The organism is Pantoea sp. Fr+CA_20 (assembly GCF_024520835.1).
Classification (GTDB): Bacteria; Pseudomonadota; Gammaproteobacteria; order Enterobacterales; family Enterobacteriaceae; genus Pantoea; species Pantoea allii.
In genome coordinates, this window is sequence record NZ_JALNPN010000011.1 from 125,533 (window position 1) to 143,648 (window position 18,116).

An 18,116-nucleotide genomic window follows, 5' to 3' on the forward strand; every position below is an offset into this window, starting at 1 on the left:
CCATGAAAAAACAAACGTCAAAAGGTTTCACGCTGGCAGAGCTGCTGTTCGTCATGGTGATTGTCGGTATTCTCAGTGCATTTGCCACTCAGGGCTGGCAACGCTGGCAGCAGCGTCAACAGCTACGGGACAGCGCCCGGCAGCTGCAGAACTTTCTGCTCAGCGTGCGGGCGCAGGCCAACTGGCAAAACCGCGACTTTATTCTGTGGGCGCGCACGACCCAGCCCTGGTGCGTTGGTGTAGCCGAACCACCGGTCAACGGCTGTGAGGCCGCCAGGCGTCTGCATTTTATTGCGCCGCACGCGGATGTCGCCTTGCAGCCGTTGCGCGGTGAACCCGGTTTTTACGGACGCCGCAACGTTGCCAAAGCCGGTAGCATTGAGCTGGTGAATGCGGCAGGACGAATGCGGCTGATTATCTCTTCACGGGCACGGATTCGCCTGTGTCTGGCAGATGAAGTGGGATGTGAATGAAAATGGCCGGATTTAGCCTGCTGGAAATGCTGATTGCGATGTCCATCAGTGCGGTACTGATGGTCGGGGCGGGGCGCTTTATGCCGCTGCTGCTGGGTGAAAATCTCAGGCTGCAACAGCGGGTGCAGTTGCGCCTGGAGCTGCAGCAAATACTGTCTACCCTGGAAAAAGCCGTGCGCAGGGCGGGATATTGCCAGGGCGAATGTGGCAGCGGGGGAGTGACGGTAGCGGAGAGCTGTCTGCTTATCCGCGTTGATGAAAACAGCAACGGTCACTGGGAAGGGAGCAGCCACAGCGAAAGCGACTATTACGGCTATCGTCTGCGGCAAAAACAGCTGGAGATGCAGCGCGGTGTGGATAACTGTAACGGCGGTGGATGGGAGCGCTTGTCCGATCCCGCTTTTCTCTCCGTGGAAGCCTTTGATGTGCAGCGGGAAGGCCGCCTGATCAACATTTTGCTGCAGGGCCGGTCCGGTCAACAGGACGAAACGGTAGCGCGCTGGGTCGAGGGCATGAATTTGTGAAGGCGCAGGGCAACAGTGCGCTGGGCATGGTGTTGATCATCATGCTGACAGGGAGCCTGACGCTGCATGCCAGCCGTGAGATGCTGGCGCAGGGGATGAGCGGAGTGGCCGATGAACAGCGTTTCATTCAGGGATTCTGGCAGGCGCAGTCGGCGCTGCAGTGGGGGCTGACATTACAGTGGCCGGAACAACAGACGTTGACCTGCCAGCAGGAGAAACAGTATGGCTGGCAGAGCTGCCTGCAGAGAACCGCAGATGATAAGGGATTGCTTAAAGGTGAAGACCGCACCAGTGAGATGGCCTCATGGCACTGGGTCAGGGTGCAGGGCAGCCGTCTTCATCCCTTGCCGCAAGGCTGGATTGACTACTGCCCGCTGGCCGCAGCGGAAGACTGCTTCTGATGCGGGAGGGTTCAGCCTGCCGGAAGCCCTGTTTGCTCTGCTCCTGATGGCCGTCAGCACCAGCGCTCTGCTGCAGTATCACCGGGTGCTGACGCTGGGATTCAGTCAGCAGTGGCAACAACGCGAAGCCTGGCGCGTGGCAGAGCAACGGCTGCTCGGCCGCGAGGTGCCGGGCTGGCAATCCCGGTCAGAGAAAACCCAGGGGCCGGCGGGCTGTGTGCTGGAAAAAGCCGAGGTAAGCGGGCCGCATCAACGTCACGCCAGCCTGATGCGTGTAACCTGTTAACCGCCAGGGGGCGCTATCGCCCACCGCCTTTTGTTAGGCTTCAAATGCGATACGCGGTAGAGTGAATACCCTCTGACGTCGCTATGCCGTTTTGATTTTCCACAGGAGTTTTCATGTTTCACGTTTATCACTCTAATCAGCTTGATCTGCTCAAAAGCCTGGCAGCCAGAGTGATTAAACTGGACCCACTTGACGATCCCTTCGCCTCAGAAATGGTTCTGGTGCAGAGTCCGGGCATGGCGCAATGGTTACAGATGGAACTGGCACAAACCTTTGGTATTGCGGCGAATATCGAATTCCCGCTACCGGCCAGCTTTATCTGGGAAATGTTTGTTCGCGTCCTGCCGGACATTCCGGTCGAAAGCGCCTTCAGTAAAGCCAGCATGAGCTGGAAGCTGATGCACCGTTTACCCTCACTGCTGCGCCAGGATGAGTTTGCCTCGCTGCGTCATTACCTGAGCGACGATGGCGACAAGCGCAAGCTGTTTCAGCTCAGCGCCCGTATCGCTGATCTGTTTGACCAGTATCTGGTTTATCGCGCCGACTGGCTGAACAGCTGGGAACGTGGCCAAAACATTGACGGCCTGGGCGATGCCCAGATCTGGCAGGCGGCGCTGTGGCGTGACTTAGTGAATTACACCGAGGAACTGGGCCAGCCTAAATGGCACCGTGCCAACCTCTATGCGCGCTTTATTCATACGCTGGAGCAGGCGCAGACCACCCCGGCTAACCTGCCCGAGCGGGTTTTTATTTGTGGTATTTCAGCGCTTCCGCCGGTCTATCTGCAGGCGTTGCAGGCGCTGGGCCGCCACATTGATATTTATCTGCTGTTCACGAATCCCTGCCGCGATTACTGGGGTGACATTCAGGATTATGCCTTTCTGGCGAAGTTACAAAGTCGCCAGCGTCGCCGCCACGATCGGGACGAATACCGTGGATTGTTTAGTGACGCGGCGCGCGCGCCTGCGCTGTTCAGTGAGCAGGGCGAGCAGCAGCTGACAAACCCGCTCCTGGCCTCCTGGGGCAAGCTGGGGCGCGATAATCTTTATCTGCTCAGCCAGATGGATCTCAACAGCGAAATTGACGCCTTTGTCGATGTTGAAGAAGACAACCTGCTACACAGCATGCAGCACGATCTTCTCAACCTGCAGGACAACGCGGTGATTGGCCTGACGGCGGATGAACTGGCCTACAGCGGACAAAAGCGTCAACTGGACCCCGAGGATCGCTCGATCGCCATACAGGTCTGCCACAGCGCGCAACGCGAAGTGGAAGTGCTGCAGGATCATTTACTGGCGCTGATGGAGGCCAGTCCAGGGTTAAAAGCGCGCGATATTATCGTCATGGTGGCAGACATTGACGCTTATGCGCCCTTTATTCAGGCCGTGTTTGCCAATGCGCCGACCGAACGCTATCTCCCCTTTGCCATCTCTGACCGTCGGGCCAGCCAGGCGCATCCGGCGATTGTCGCTTTTTTGCAGTTACTGGCGCTGCCCGACAGCCGTTTTGTCTCAGAGGATGTGCTGGCGCTGCTGGACGTACCCGCCTTAGCGAATCACTTCTCTATTGATGAGAGCGGACTGCGTTTACTGCGGCGCTGGGTAAGTGAGTCCGGCGTGCGCTGGGGGCTGGATGATGCCAGCGTTGAGGCACTGTCCTTGCCAGTTACCGGTCAGCACACCTGGCGCTTTGGCCTGCAACGCATGCTGCTTGGCTATGCGATGGAAAGTCAGCATGGCGACTGGCAGGGCATTTTACCTTACGATGAGTCGAGCGGGCTGGTGGCCGAACTGGCGGGCCATCTGGCCGAACTGTTGTCACGGCTTAATCACTGGCGTCAGGTCTTGTCCGAACCGCGCCCGCTGGAAGCCTGGCTGCCTTTATGCCGCGAGCTGCTCAATGCGTTCTTTACGGCCGATACGGAAACTGAAGCCGCATTACTGCTGGTGGAAGAGCAGTGGAAGGCGCTGATTGAATATGGCATGGACGCACGTTTCGATGAGCCGATCCCGGTGGTATTGCTGCGTGACGATCTGCGCGGTCGGCTGGACCAGCAGCGCATCAGCCAACGCTTTCTTGCCGGGCAAATCAACTTTTGTACCCTGATGCCGATGCGCTCCATTCCTTTCCGTGTCGTATGCTTACTGGGCATGAATGACGGCGTTTATCCGCGCACCTTAGCGCCGCTGGGATTTGACCTGATGCAGCAGCAGTCGCGCAAAGGCGACCGCAGCCGACGTGATGATGACCGCTACCTGTTTCTGGAGGCCCTGATTTCGGCACAGCAACAGCTCTATATCAGCTATATCGGACGCGCAATCCAGGACAACACCGAACGCTATCCCTCAGTACTGGTCACTGAATTACTGGAGTATATCGGGCAAAGTTTTTACCTGCCCGGTGATGAGGATCTGGATCTGGACGAGAGCGCACTGCGGGTCAGGGCGCATCTGGAACATTTACACAGCCGCATGCCGTTTGCGCCGGAAAACTTCCAGCCCGCGTCGACGGCACGCAGCTTTGCCCGCGAGTGGCTCCCGGCTGCGCAAGGCACAGGCCAGCCGCAACCTGATTTTGTCCAGCCCCTGCTCACTCCGCCCGTAGAAACACTCGCCCTGGAGCAGTTCCTGCGATTCTGGCGTCATCCGGTTCGGGCCTGGTTTCAGCAACGTCTGGGCGTCAGTTTCTGGCTTGAGGAAAATGAACTGCCCGATAGCGAGCCTTTTGCCCTGGACAGCCTGGAGCGTTACCAGATTAATGCCCAGTTACTGAATGCATTGGTGACGGGCGATGACACCGATCGTCTTTATGCACATCATCGCGCCGCAGGAAACTTACCTTACGGTGCCTTTGGCGAGCTGTTCTGGCAGGCTCAGCGCGAAGAGATGCAGGAGGTGGCGGCGGAAGTGAGCAGTCAACGCAGCGAAGGTGAAAGCTGGGAGATCAATCTGGATCTGGACGGCGTCAGGTTATCCGGTTGGCTGACCCAGGTGCAGAGCGATGGTCTGTTGCGCTGGCGTCCGGGCGTGCTGAATATCAATGATGGTTTATTACTGTGGCTCGAGCATTTAGTTTATTGTGCACTGGGCGGTAACGGCAGAAGCCGGATGTTTGGCCGACAGCACAGTTACTGGTGCTTCCACGCCGTTACGCCGGATGACGCCATCGCCACGTTAGCGCGCTACATGCAAGGTTATCTGCAGGGAATGCGGGAACCCTTAATGCTGCTGACCAAAAGCGGCGGTGCCTGGCTCAACGCCTGTTTCGATAAAAAAAGCCAACAGTTCCTGACGGATGAGGCGACTCAGCTCAAAGCCCGTAATAGTCTGCTGGCGGCCTGGGTGGGCGGTTATCAGCAGGAGGGCGAGGGGAGCGATCCCTATTTGCAGCGGTTGTGCAGGGCACTGGACGCGTCTCATGTACAGCGCATAACCGAGGCCGCGGAGCACTGGTACTTGCCGGTACTGCAGGCCCATCAGGACGATCGGTAAGTCACACCTTTACAGGTGATGAAAGCACCAAAAACGTTTGTTGTATTTTCAGCCGTCGATGCGCTGGCAAGGCGGCTTTTGGGTAACGTAAGAGGTTTACATGCGCACACATGCACGCTTGATCCTGGCCATCCTGTTCAGCCTGGTGGCGTTTACGGTTCAGGCCGAGACCGGCCCCGGCTGGCAGCCCGTTAACAGTACCATTGGTAAAAGCCAACAGGATTCGCGCCAGTATCAGGCGATCACGCTGAATAATGGCATGACCGTGCTGCTGGTATCAGACAAGGATGCACCTAAGTCGCTGGCGGCCTTAACGCTGCCGATTGGTTCACTGGACGATCCTGCACAACAGCCTGGCCTGGCGCACTACCTTGAACACATGGTGCTGATGGGCTCAACGCGTTATCCGCAGCCTGACAGCCTGGCTGACTTCCTCAAGAAGCACGGGGGCAGTCACAACGCCAGCACGGCATCCTATCGCACGGCTTATTACCTTGAAGTGGAAAATGATGCGCTGGAGCCTGCCGTCGATCGCCTTGCGGACGCGATTGCTGAGCCGTTGCTGGACCCGGTCAATGCTGACCGGGAACGCCACGCGGTCAATGCCGAGCTGACCATGGCGCGCGCGCGGGACGGTTTGCGCATGGGGCAGGTCAGTGCCGAGACGATCAATCCGGCCCATCCGGCAGCACATTTTTACGGGGGCAATCTGGAAACGCTACGGGATAAGCCGGGTAGTAACCTGCATCAGGCGCTGCTGGACTTTTACCATGGTCACTATTCAGCCAATCTGATGAAGGCGGTTATCTACAGTAATCAATCCCTGGCGCAGATGGCCGCCATTGCGGCCAACACCTTTGGTCGGGTGGCGAACCACAATGCCAGCGTCCCCGCGATTAGCGAGCCGGTCGTCACGGAAGCACAGCAGGGCATTATTATTCATTACGTGCCTGCACAACCCCGTAAGCAGTTGAAAATCGAGTTCCGTATCCCGAATAACAGCGACCGCTTCCGCAGTAAAACGGACACGCTCATCGGCTATTTAATGGGCAACCGTAGTCCAAACACGCTGGCAGACTGGCTGCAAAAACAGGGGCTGGCCGATGGCGTCAGCGCAGGGGCCGACCCTGTCACCGAACGCAACAGCGGCGTTTTTACGGTCAACGTGTCGCTAACCGATAAAGGCCTTGCCCAGCGCGATGATGTGGTTGCGGCCGTCTTTAGCTACATTTCTATGCTGCGAGAAAAAGGCATCGATCGCCGCTATTTCGACGAAGTTTCCCGTGTTCTGGCGCTGGATTTCCGTTATCCCTCCATCACGCGCAATATGGATTATATCGAATGGCTGGCCGATACAATGCTGCGTGTGCCGGTGGAGCACACGCTGGATGCGCCTTACCTTGCCGACCAGTATGATGCTGAGGCGATTCAGGGCCGTCTTAACAGCATGACGCCGCAGAATGCACGCATCTGGTACATCAGCCCACAGGAACCGCACAACAAGCTGGCCTATTTTGTCAACGCGCCTTATCAGGTTGATAAGATCACCGCTCAGACGTTTACCCAGTGGCAGCAGCGCGGGCGTGACATGCAATTCGCGATGCCCGTACTGAATCCCTACATTCCTGATGATTTCTCGCTGGTTGCTACCGGGGACAAGGTCTACCGCCATCCGGTGAAGCTGGATAACGATTACGGTATGCGCATTTACTGGATGCCAAGCCAGTTCTATAGCAGTGAACCCAAAGCCAGCATTACCGTCGCGCTGCGAAATCAGCAGGCCATCAGCGATGCGCGCCAACAGGTGCTGTTTGGTCTGAACGACTATCTGGCCAGCCTCGCGCTGGATGAGCTGAGTTCGCAGGCGTCGATTGGCGGGATCAGTTTCTCGACCAGTGAAAACGATGGCCTGGTCTTTAACGCCAGTGGCTTTACGCAACGCCTGCCCGCGTTACTCAAACAGTTAGTTGATCGTTACAGCACCTTCCGGCCCAGTGAATCTCAGCTTGAGCAGGCCAAATCCTGGTACCTGGAACGGCTGGATGCGGCCGAAAAAGGCAAAGCCTTTGAGCAGGCGATTCAGCCTATGCAGCTGTTATCGCAACTGCCTTACACTCAGCGCGAGACAAGGCGCAAACTGGTGAGCGGCATTACGCTGGATGAGGTGGTGGCCTACCGTGATGCGTTAATTAAAAATGCCACGCCGGAAATGATGGCGGTGGGCAATCTCAGCGCCGACAGCGTGACCCAACTGGGGCGCGATCTGAAACAACAGATGCAGTGTGGAGGTATTCACTACTGGCACAGCAACTACCTCAGCGTTGAAAAGCCGCTGAAGGCGAATCTGGAACAGCACGGCAGCAGCACAGACTCTGCGCTGGCGGCACTCTATATTCCCCTGGGCTATGACGAGTACCAAAGCATGGCGAACAGCGCGATGCTCAGCCAGATCGTGCAGCCCTGGTTTTACAACCAGCTGCGTACAGAAGAGCAACTGGGCTATGCCGTGTTTGCCTTCCGGATGCCAGTAGGACGTCAGTGGGGAATCGGTTTTCTGTTGCAAAGTAACAGCAAGCAGCCTGCTTATCTGATGCAGCGCTATCAGGCATTCTATCCACAGGCAGAGCAGCGGCTTCGCACGATGAGCCAGGCCGACTTTACCCAGTACCAGCAGGCGATGCTCAACGATCTTAAACAGCGTCCGCAAACGCTAAATGAAGAAGCCGATCGTTTTAGCCGTGATTTTGATCGCCAGAACTACGATTTTGATACCCGGCAAAAGCTGATGGAGCAGGTCCAGCTGCTTACGCCAGCCGGTCTGGCCGATTTCTTTCATCAGGCCGTGATGCAGAAAAAAGGGATGGCAATGACGTCGCAGATTGCCGGTAGCGGCGAGCGCAAAATTGAATTTGCTCCACTACCTGGCTGGAGAACCTGGCAGGAAATCGCCAAACTGCAGCAGTCGCTGCCGGTAAAGAGTGAAATCCAATGATGCAGTCAAGACCCGAGTCACTTGACCCGTTAACGCTGCCGCTGAACGGCGAGCGGTTAATTGAGGCGTCAGCGGGGACCGGCAAAACATTCACTATCGGCCTGCTTTATTTACGCCTGCTGTTAGGGTTGGGCGGTGAGCATGCCTGGCGCAGGCCACTGTCCGTCGAAGAAATTCTGGTGGTGACCTTTACCGAAGCCGCCACGGCGGAGCTTCGGGGCCGTATTCGTGACAATATCCATCAGCTACGGCTGGCCTGCGTGCGCGGTAAAAGTCAAAACCCGATGCATCAACAGCTGATTGCACAAATCCCTGACCTGCCACAGGCGGCGTCACAGCTGCTGGCGGCCGAGCGGCAAATGGACGAAGCGGCTATTTTCACCATCCACGGCTTCTGTCAGCGCATGCTTAACCTGAACGCGTTTGAATCGGGGATGTTGTTCGAGCAGGAGCTGATTGAAAACGAACAAACCCTGCTCCGGCAGGCGACGGCCGATTTCTGGCGTCGTCAGTGTTACCCGCTGTCGCTGGATGTGGCCAGAGTGATTGCGGCGGAGTGGAGCGGGCCAGACAGTTTGCTGACCACGCTACGACCCTGGCTACAGGGAGAATCGCCGACGCTCAGGCGTCCCCCTCGTGCAGATGAAACCCTGGCCTCACGTCATGCGGCCAATCTTCAGCGTATCAACGCCCTTAAGCAGCAGTGGCAGGCCGCCAGCGACGATGTGGAAGGCATTATTACCGCATCTGGCGTTGATAAACGCAGTTATAGCAGTAAGCACTTACCTAACTGGGTTACCAAAGTGACACAGTGGGCACAGAGTGAGACGCTTGATTATCAGTATCCCAAAGAGCTGGAGCGCTTTGGACAGCAGGTGCTGCATGAGAAAACGAAAAAGGGCGAGGCGCCACAGCATTCCCTGTTTGACGCGGTGGATCGGTTCCTGGCAGAACCGCTAACGTTACGCGATGTCATTATCTGGCAGGCCCTGACGGAGGTCCGCGAAGCAGTCCAGCGTGAGAAGCGTCAGCGTGCATTACTGGGCTTTGATGACCTGTTAAGTCGTCTGGATGAGGCACTTCAGCAGCCGGGCGGGGCGCTTCTGGCTGAAACCATTCGTAGCCGTTTTCCGGTGGCGTTGATCGATGAATTTCAGGATACCGACCCGCAGCAGTATCGCATCTTCCGCACGCTGTATATTCATCAGCCAGACTTAGCGCTGCTGCTTATCGGCGATCCCAAGCAGGCTATCTATGCTTTCCGTGGCGCGGATATTTTTACCTATCTGCGCGCCCGGAGTGAAGTTAGTGCTCACTACACATTAGATACCAACTGGCGTTCGTCCCCAGAAATGGTGGACAGCGTTAACCGGTTGTTTTCGCAGGTCGATGCGCCGTTTCTGTTCTCTTCGATCCCTTTTCTCCCGGTCAGTCCGGCTGCGCCCAACCAGGACTTGAAACTGATTTACCAGCAACAGCCGCAGCCCGCCTTACGCTTCTGGCTTCAGCCGGGGGAAGGCGTTGGAGTAAGTGATTACCAACAATTTATGGCACAGCAGTGTGCTGCAGACATCAGCCGCTGGCTGGTGGCGGGACAGCAGGGACAGGCGCAGATTGGCAAAGGTGATGCCCTACAGCCGGTTAAAGCATCGGACATTACCGTGCTGGTACGCAGCCGGACCGAGGCCAGCCTGATCCGCGATGCGCTGAACAGCCTGGCGATTCCCTCGGTTTATCTGTCCAGTCGCGACAGCGTTTACACTACGCCCGAAGCGCGTGAGCTGTTGTGGCTTTTACAGGCGGTTCAGTCGCCTGAGCAGGAGCGATTACTCCGCAGCGCGCTGGCGACATCCATCTTTGCGATTGATGCCGCAGAACTGGACGCTCTGACGCAGAACGAACGCGAGTGGGATGCGTTGGTAGAGCAGTTTGTCAGCTGGCAGCAAATCTGGCATCAGCGTGGTGTTTTACCCATGCTGCGTGACGTGATGATCAAGCGGCAGCTGGCCGAAAATATGCTGGCGTCAGACAACGGTGAACGGCGCTTAACCGATCTGATGCACCTGGGTGAATTACTGCAGGAAGCCGCGGTTCAACTCGACAGCACGCATGCGCTGGTGCGTTTTCTGGCGCAGCAAATTGCCCGTCCCGACAACCAGGCCTCCAGCCAGCAACTGCGGCTGGAAAGCGATCGCCACCTGGTGCAAATCGTCACCATTCATAAATCGAAAGGGCTGCAGTATCCTCTGGTCTGGCTGCCCTTTGCCGCCGGCTTCCGCGAGGCCGCCAGCGCCCTGTATCACGATCGCGAAAGCTTTGCCGCGATGCTGGACGTGCAGGGCGATGAGCAAAGCCTGACGCTGGCAGAAGAGGAGCGGCTGGCAGAAGACTTGCGTCTGCTTTACGTGGCGCTTACCCGCTCGGTGTACCACTGCAGCGTGGGCATTGCGCCGCTGATCAAAGGGGCACGTAAAAAAGAAGGTGAGAGCGATCTGCACAAAAGCGCGCTCGGTTATCTGGTCCAGCGCGGTGAAACTGCCGATGCCGCACAACTCAGCCAGCATCTGCAGGCGCTTGAGGGGGCGGGCATTGAGGTCATAAGCAGCGAACTCCAGCCCGGCGCGATCTGGCATGAAGGCGAAGGTCGTGACGATGCGCTGAGTAGTCGGGAAATGACGCGTGCACTGGCGGACAGCTGGCGCGTCACCAGTTATTCGGGATTACAGCAGCACGGTAGCTCACCGCTGCTGGATGCGTTACCTAAATTTGATATTGATGCCGCGGGTGAAGCGGCAGACGATGAAGACGCTCTGTTAACGCCGCACCATTTTCCTCGCGGCGCCGCACCTGGTACTTTTCTGCACGGGCTGTTTGAATCAATTGATTTTACCGAACTGCCAGACGCGATCTGGCTGGAAGATCAACTACAGCAAAATGGCTATCCGCTGAGCTGGCTTCCGGTCATTCAGCGGTGGATTGCGCGCGTGCTGACGACGCCGCTTAACAAGGAAGGCCTGACGCTGGCCAGTATCAACAGCAGTGACCGACTTATCGAAATGGAATTCTATCTGCCGATCAATAATTTGCTGACCGCAGCCAATCTGGATGCGCTGGTGCGCCGCTACGATCCCCTGTCGCAGCGCGGTGCTACGCTGGATTTCCGGCAGGTCAAAGGCATGCTGAAAGGCTTTATCGACCTGGTGTTCCGCTGGCAGGGGAAATACTATCTGCTGGATTACAAATCCAACTGGCTGGGTGAAAGCCATGCCGCTTACACGCCCGAAGCGATGGAACAGGCCATGATCGATCACCGGTACGATCTGCAATATCAGCTGTATACCCTGGCGTTGCACCGTTATCTGCAGCATCGGCTGGCAGGCTACGACTACCAACAGCATTTCGGCGGGGTATTTTACCTGTTTCTGCGCGGCATGGACGGCAGCTCTGCCGATAACGGCATTTTCGCGACCCGACCCAACCCGGCGTTTATTGATGAGATGGATAGGTTGTTTGGCAACACAGAGGAAATGTTATGAATGATATAAACGCCTTGCTGCTCCAGGCAGTCGAAAAGCGTTTACTGCGTCCTCTGGATATTCAGTTTGCCCGTTTAATCGCGGATGAAACCCGGCCTTTTCTGCTGTTGGCGGCGGCCTGCGTGAGTGCGGATGCCGGAGAAGGCCATGTCTGTCTGCCGCTGGCTAATCTGAGCGAGGCAGGGTTGTTTGCAGGTCGTCAGCCTGCGCTGGCCCAGTCTCTGTGGCAGGCTGCAGGCGCACCGGACGATCTGCATGCGCAGCTGGCGGGCTGGTCGGCAGTCAGCGACGGCAGTGCCGTTACCCCGCTGGTGCTGAGCAATCAGCGTTTGTATCTGCATCGTCTGTGGCAGAGCGAAGGGCAGGTTGCGCGCTTTTTCTCATTGCAGCCCGACGAAGGGCGCTTCGATTCGCACCGCGCCAGTGAGGTGTTAAACGACCTCTTTGGCAGCCTTCCTGATGACTGGCAAAAGATTGCCGCTGCTGTGGCACTGACGCGCAAAACCGCCGTGATTTCCGGTGGTCCCGGAACCGGTAAAACCACGACGGTAGCAAAACTGCTGGCTGCGCTGATTCGACTGAATACGCTGCCATTGCGCATACAGCTGGCAGCACCCACCGGAAAAGCGGCGGCCCGTTTAACGGAGTCGCTGGGCAAAGCCCTGCAGGGGCTGGCGGTGAACGAGGAAGAGCGCGCCCGTTTCCCTGCGGAAGCGACGACGCTGCATCGCCTGCTCGGCGCGCAACCCGACACGCAGCGCCTGCGTTATCACGCGGGAAATCCTCTGCATCTGGATGTGCTGGTGGTGGATGAAGCCTCAATGGTCGATCTGACCATGATGGCAAAACTGATTTCCGCCCTGCCTCATCACGCCAGAGTGGTGTTTCTGGGTGATCGCGATCAACTGGCCTCGGTTGAGGCGGGCGCAGTGCTGGGGGACATTTGCCGCTGTAGCGAAACAGGGTTTAGCGCTTCCCGGGCCTTGCAACTGACAACCCTTACCGGTTGTACGCTTGTGGGCAACGACGCCGGGGCTGCACCCGCGGTACGCGACAGCATTTGCCTGCTGCGGCAGAGTTATCGTTTCGATGAGAAGTCCGGAATCGGCCAACTGGCCCGGGCGGTGAATCAGGGCGATGCGCGCCAGATGAAGACTATTTTCGCCGCAGGGCACCACGACGTTTCTTTTCAGCCGCTCAATGACGGCGACGCTTATCAGGCGATGCTGGACGAGGTGGCGCGGGGCTATGAGGCATATCTGCACGCTGTGCAGCAGCAGGCCGCGCCGGAACAGGCCATCGCGGCATTTAGCCGCTACCAGTTGTTATGTGCCCTGCGTGAAGGGCCGTTTGGCGTACACGGACTGAATCAGCGCATAGAGCAACGTCTGATGCAGCTGCAGCGCCTTCGCCGTCCTGCGCTGGGTAGCCGCTGGTATGCAGGCCGTCCGGTCATGATCACCCGCAATGACAGCGCGCTTGGGCTGTTTAACGGCGATATTGGTATTACTTTACGTGACGAAGAAGGCCAGCTCAGGGTGTTTTTTCCGTTGCCGGATGGCAGCGTCAAAGCGATTCAGCCCAGCCGTTTACCGTCCCATGAAACCGCATGGGTGATGACGGTACATAAGTCGCAGGGATCAGAGTTTGACCATACCGCGTTGGTCATGCCGACGCAGTTTCTGCCGGTGCTGACTCGCGAGCTGGTTTATACCGCCATTACGCGCGCGCGCAGTCAGCTGACCATTTACAGCGATCGCTCAATATTTGAACGTGCCGTACAGCTGCAAACTCAGCGACGCAGTGGACTGGTGGAAAGGTTAGAGGCTGCCGGGCAGGCATAATAAGCAGGGCGGCAGGATGGCCGCCCGGTTGACGGTCAGGTTAAATCGGCCATCAGCACCTTTGAACGGCGCTGATAGTTGTACATCTCTTTCTTACTTTCTGGCAGCGACTCAATATCCACCGGCGTAAAGCCGCGCTCCTGGAACCAGTGAATACTGCGCGTGGTTAGCACGAACAGTTTCTCCAGCCCCATTTGCTTCGCCTGAAGCGCGACGCGCTGCAGCAGCAGCTCACCGCGTGACGAGCTGCGATAATCCGGATGCACTGCGACGCAGGCCATTTCACCAATCTTTTCATCCATAAACGGATAAAGCGCGGCACAGGCTATGGTCAGGTTGTCGCGCTGGATAATGGTAAATTTATCGATCTCCATTTCCAACTGTTCGCGTGAACGGCGAACCAGAATGCCTTGCTGCTCCAGTGGGCGAATCAGTTCCAGAATACCGCCGATGTCGTTGATGGTTGCCCGACGGATCTGCTCGGCCGATTCCATTACGATCTGTGTCCCGATGCCGTCGCGCGAGAATAACTCCTGCAGCAGCGCCCCGTCTTCCTGGTAGCTGATTAAATGGCTGCGGCGCACGCCACTGCGACAGGCTTTTACCGCGCCCCGTAAAAAGCGCACGGTGCCCGACAGAAAATCGCCATCGCTTTCCATTTCATCAATACGCGCCTGAGCATCGTTGGGAAAGAGTTCGGAGACAATGTTGCCTTCACGATCGATCACGCCTTGTTCTGAACAGAAGCCAATCATTTTTTCGGCTTTGAGCTTAATCGCTAACTGCGTGGCAACCTCTTCGGACGTCAGGTTAAAACTTTCACCGGTCACCGACACCGCGACCGGGCCAAGCAGCACAATGGCATCGTTATCCAACTGGCGATGAATGGCCTCTTCATCAATACGGCGGATGCGTCCACTGTGGCAGTAGTCTACCCCGTCATCCACGCCGAGCGGCTGGGCGATAATAAAGTTACCGCTCACCACGTTAATATGTGCGCCCTGCAGCGGCGTGTTATTGAGGCTCATTGAGAGCCGGGCAGTGATGTCCAGCTGTAACCGACCTGCCGCCTGTTTGACCAGTTCCAGCGATGGTGCATCGGTGACACGGGTATATTTGTGGTAAGCCGGTTCCAGCTGATGTGCCGCCAGGCTGGCATCAATCTGTGGACGTGCGCCATAGACCACGACCAAACGGATGCCAAGGCTGTGTAGCAAGCCGATATCGTTGACGATGCTGGAGAAATTCTCATGCTCAATGGCCTCACCGCCAAGCATGATGACGAATGTCTTATCCCGATGCGCATTGATATAGGGAACGGTATGGCGAAAACCCTGAACCAGTTCAGTACTACGTTCCTTCACGGCTAACCCTCAGTGAATGTTTATTCGTATTTTGTGTATTTTTATGCTTTTGACTGCCATTTTGCAAGCGTTAATCCTGACGATAATTTACGTTTTTCTTGATGCTAATGCCGCTAACAGCCTGCATTATTTGGGGTTTCCGGGTGACATTACCTGGAGGATTGGATAAAGTTTTCGCCGCCATTTTATTTGGTTGCCGTTTTTTTAAACACTATATAACAGCTGGAGTGGCATGTCGGAAGGTAATCCCCTGGTTTCACGTAGACGATTATTAAAAGGTACAGGGGCGCTGTTACTGCTCAGCGTCAGTGGCGTGAGTATGGCAGCCACCCGTCATATTCTGGCGGTGCGCATCTGGCCCTCTTCAACCTACTCGCGTATGACGCTGGAATCTAACGTCGCACTTAAATACAAGCAGTTTGCCCTGACGAATCCTGACCGACTGGTGCTTGATATTGATGGCTTGCATCTCAACGCGGTGCTAAAGGGCGTGAATAAGCACGTGCGCGTTGACGATCCTTTTATTAAAAGCGCCAGAGTGGGGCAGTTTGATGCCAACACCGTGCGCGTCGTACTGGAACTAAAGCGCAACGTTTCCCCTAAAATCTTCAGCCTTGCCCCGGTTTCCACCATCAAGCACCGACTGGTGGTCGATCTTTATCCCAGCCAGGATACGGTTGAAGATGATCCTTTACTGGCATTACTTAAAGATTACAACCAGGGCGATCTGGAAAAAAATGAGACGGTGCAGAAGCCTTTACCCGGTAAAGCCGGACGCGATCGACCCATTATCATCATGATCGATCCTGGACATGGCGGCGAAGATCCCGGCGCGCATGGTAAATACAAAACTCGCGAAAAAGATATCGTGCTGAAGATTGGTCGTCGGCTGAAAACCTTGATCGAAAAAGAGCGCAACATGAAGGCTTACATGACCCGCAACGAAGATGTGTTTATTCCGCTTCGGGTGCGTGTCGCCAAAGCGCGCAAGCAACGTGCTGACCTGTTTGTCTCTATCCATGCGGATGCATTCACCAGCCGGGCCGCGCGCGGTTCTTCAGTATTTGCCCTTTCTACACGCGGCGCGACCTCTGCTGCGGCGCGTTTCCTGGCGCACAGCCAGAACGAAGCCGATCAGATTGGCGGTGTCAGCATGAGTGGCGACCGCTATCTGGATCACACCATGTTTGATATGGTGCAGCGCCAGACCATCCATGACAGCCTGAAGTTTGGCAAAGAAGTGCTACACCGTCTGGGGCGCATCAATCATCTGCACAAACGTACCGTGGATCAGGCCGGCTTTGCCGTGCTTAAGGCACCCGATATTCCCTCTATCCTGGTGGAAACGGCGTTCATCAGTAATGTGGAAGAGGAACGTAAGTTGCGTACCACGCGCTATCAGCATCAGGTGGCAGAGGCGATACTGGAAGGGATTAAAGCCTATTTCAAAAGCGGTGCCGCACTGGCTCACCGCTGAGTCGCAGGCCGGGGGAAACAGGCTGCTACTGCGTTTCCCGCCCTGCCGTCAGGCGGTGAAAGGCGCGTCAGGCGCGGATGCAGCGTGCGTAATCGCGCATCCCGATGTCCGTTTCGGGGCGCAGCAGGGCTGCCCGGGTGCTCAGCGGCCCTTCGCCAGGTAGCGTGCCATTTCGTCTTCCGGCACCATCCCGCCGCCCGTGGCCCAGACCAGATGTGTCGCCTGGTCCAGCTGCGTCGCGGTAAAACCGTGCAGTTGCAGGTAAGCCGCGGCACCGCAGACGCGCTGGGGGCCAGCCATACCGGCAAGTGCCGAAGGCTCCAGCCGCAGGTCTTCCTCCTGCGCCAGCCAGCTCAGCATGTCATACATACTTTGATCGTCAAGCGTATAAAGCCCGTCCAGCAGGCGCTGCATGGCCCGGCCAACAAAGCCGGAAGCCCGACCCACCGCCAGTCCATCTGCCGCCGTGATATTGTCGATGCCGATGTCCTGCACTGAAATACCCTCATGCAAACCGGTAATGATGCCCAGCAGCATGCAGGGAGAGTGGGTTGGTTCGGCAAACAGGCAGTGAACGTGTTCACCAAAAGCCAGCTTCAGACCAAAGGCGACGCCGCCGGGGCCGCCGCCCACGCCGCAGGGCAAATACACAAACAGGGGATGGTTGCTGTCAACCACGCGTCCCTGTTGTTCAAACTGTGCCTTCAGGCGCTGTCCGGCAACCGCATAACCCAAAAACAGCGTGCGGGAGTTCTCATCGTCAATAAAGAAACAGTCCGGGTCAGATTCTGCTGCTTTACGTCCTTGCTCGACTGCCACGCCATAGTCCTGTTGATATTCCACCACTCTGACGCCGTGACTGCGCAGTTTGGCTTTCTTCCATTCCCGGGCGTCCGCCGACATATGCACAGTCACTTTAAAGCCGAGGCGGGCGCTCATGATGCCAATCGACAGCCCGAGATTGCCGGTTGACCCCACGGCTATGCTGTACTGGCTAAAAAACTGCCTGAAGGCAGGGGAAAGTAGCTTGCTGTAGCTATCTTCCCTGGTCAGCAAACCTGCGCCCAGCGCCAGCTTCTCGGCATGAGTCAGCACTTCATAAATCCCACCACGGGCTTTAATCGAGCCAGAAATCGGCAGGTGGCTGTCTTTCTTTAATAGCAGCTTACCCGCAATTTTTTGTCCGTATGCCTGTTCCAGCCGCCTCTGCATCGCCGGGATGGCGACGATTTCCGACTCAATAATGCCGCCCGTGACGGCGGTTTCCGGAAAGGCCTGCACTATAAAAGGCGCGAACCGGTTCAGACGATCGTGCGCCTCTTTCACATCCTGTGCCGTCAGGCCAACATGAGGAAGGGCTTCCGCGACGCTGGTCGTAGCGGGATTAAACCAGGTGGTTTCGTTGAGCGCGATTAACTCCGCGACCTGCGGGTACTGAGCTGTCAGAGCAGCAATGTTGAGATTATTCATACCAGACCTTTTGGTGTCCGAATGAATCATGAAAGCAGAAATGTATCGGCCAGAGCAATACCTGCGGCACGAATAACCTTTGGTCTGATGGGGCGTTTTTATAAGAGATAAAAGGGGAAAAGCGGTGGGCTTGTGTCGTTCAGCGGATTTCAGATACAAAAAAACACCCTTTCAGGTGTTTAAAGTGGTTGCGGGGGCCGGATTTGAACCGACGACCTTCGGGTTATGAGCCCGACGAGCTACCAGGCTGCTCCACCC

11 protein-coding genes are annotated in these 18,116 nt (G+C 56.8%); 9 read left to right on the forward strand and 2 right to left on the reverse strand.

Annotation, left to right across the window (positions count from 1 at the left end):
• Positions 1-2: 2 nt before the first annotated feature.
• The 8 genes from NR177_RS14555 to recD all read left to right on the forward strand — a co-directional run bounded on the left by NR177_RS14555 (position 3) and on the right by recD (position 13,547).
• Positions 3-473, forward strand: coding sequence for a prepilin peptidase-dependent protein (locus NR177_RS14555; protein WP_096011763.1), 471 nt, complete (start codon positions 3-5; stop codon positions 471-473).
• On the forward strand, positions 470-997 hold the full coding sequence (locus NR177_RS14560) for a prepilin peptidase-dependent protein (protein WP_256853131.1): 528 nt from the start codon (positions 470-472) through the stop codon (positions 995-997). Before NR177_RS14555 ends, NR177_RS14560 begins: the two co-directional genes overlap by 4 nt.
• Positions 994-1,398 (forward strand): DUF2509 family protein, encoded by a 405-nt coding sequence (locus NR177_RS14565; RefSeq protein WP_063880785.1) that lies wholly within the window; start codon positions 994-996, stop codon positions 1,396-1,398. Before NR177_RS14560 ends, NR177_RS14565 begins: the two co-directional genes overlap by 4 nt.
• Entirely contained in the window at positions 1,358-1,684 is a 327-nt protein-coding gene (locus NR177_RS14570) for a prepilin-type N-terminal cleavage/methylation domain-containing protein (protein ID WP_256853132.1), read from the forward strand. The genes NR177_RS14565 and NR177_RS14570 overlap by 41 nt, the downstream gene beginning before the upstream one ends.
• A gap of 113 nt (positions 1,685-1,797) precedes the next feature.
• Positions 1,798-5,175, forward strand: coding sequence for an exodeoxyribonuclease V subunit gamma (gene recC, locus NR177_RS14575; protein ID WP_256853133.1), 3,378 nt, complete (start codon positions 1,798-1,800; stop codon positions 5,173-5,175).
• A 100-nt stretch (positions 5,176-5,275) separates the two neighbouring features.
• A complete protein-coding gene (gene ptrA / locus NR177_RS14580; RefSeq protein WP_256853134.1) occupies positions 5,276-8,167 on the forward strand; it encodes a pitrilysin in 2,892 nt (963 codons plus the stop codon).
• Positions 8,164-11,703: an exodeoxyribonuclease V subunit beta gene (gene recB / locus NR177_RS14585; protein WP_256853135.1), complete on the forward strand. Its 3,540-nt coding sequence runs from the start codon at positions 8,164-8,166 to the stop codon at positions 11,701-11,703. The genes ptrA and recB overlap by 4 nt, the downstream gene beginning before the upstream one ends.
• Complete coding sequence (recD, locus tag NR177_RS14590; RefSeq protein ID WP_256853136.1) at positions 11,700-13,547, forward strand: exodeoxyribonuclease V subunit alpha; 1,848 nt, start codon at positions 11,700-11,702, stop codon at positions 13,545-13,547. Before recB ends, recD begins: the two co-directional genes overlap by 4 nt.
• A gap of 35 nt (positions 13,548-13,582) precedes the next feature.
• On the opposite strand, the gene argA is transcribed toward recD, so the two are convergent.
• Positions 13,583-14,911 carry an amino-acid N-acetyltransferase gene (gene argA, locus NR177_RS14595; protein ID WP_096011755.1) on the reverse strand — a complete coding sequence of 443 codons (1,329 nt, stop codon included), beginning with the start codon at positions 14,909-14,911 and terminating at the stop codon, positions 13,583-13,585.
• Positions 14,912-15,143: 232 nt separating this feature from the next.
• Between argA and amiC the strand changes: the two genes are divergently transcribed.
• Positions 15,144-16,388 (forward strand): N-acetylmuramoyl-L-alanine amidase AmiC, encoded by a 1,245-nt coding sequence (gene amiC / locus NR177_RS14600; protein WP_096011754.1) that lies wholly within the window; start codon positions 15,144-15,146, stop codon positions 16,386-16,388.
• 141 nt (positions 16,389-16,529) lie between these two features.
• Here the strand turns inward: amiC and dsdA are convergent, their stop codons facing one another.
• A complete protein-coding gene (gene dsdA, locus NR177_RS14605; RefSeq protein ID WP_256853137.1) occupies positions 16,530-17,858 on the reverse strand; it encodes a D-serine ammonia-lyase in 1,329 nt (442 codons plus the stop codon).
• Positions 17,859-18,116: the final 258 nt, after the last annotated feature.

Coding starts and splice junctions, on each gene's coding strand:
- recD (WP_256853136.1), top strand. CDS start 11,700: ATGAATGATATAAACGCCTTGCTGCTCCAGGCAGTCGAAAAGCGTTTA.
- NR177_RS14560 (WP_256853131.1), top strand. CDS start 470: ATGAAAATGGCCGGATTTAGCCTGCTGGAAATGCTGATTGCGATGTCC.
- recC (WP_256853133.1), top strand. CDS start 1,798: ATGTTTCACGTTTATCACTCTAATCAGCTTGATCTGCTCAAAAGCCTG.
- dsdA (WP_256853137.1), bottom strand. CDS start 17,858: ATGAATAATCTCAACATTGCTGCTCTGACAGCTCAGTACCCGCAGGTC.
- recB (WP_256853135.1), top strand. CDS start 8,164: ATGATGCAGTCAAGACCCGAGTCACTTGACCCGTTAACGCTGCCGCTG.
- amiC (WP_096011754.1), top strand. CDS start 15,144: ATGTCGGAAGGTAATCCCCTGGTTTCACGTAGACGATTATTAAAAGGT.
- NR177_RS14555 (WP_096011763.1), top strand. CDS start 3: ATGAAAAAACAAACGTCAAAAGGTTTCACGCTGGCAGAGCTGCTGTTC.
- ptrA (WP_256853134.1), top strand. CDS start 5,276: ATGCGCACACATGCACGCTTGATCCTGGCCATCCTGTTCAGCCTGGTG.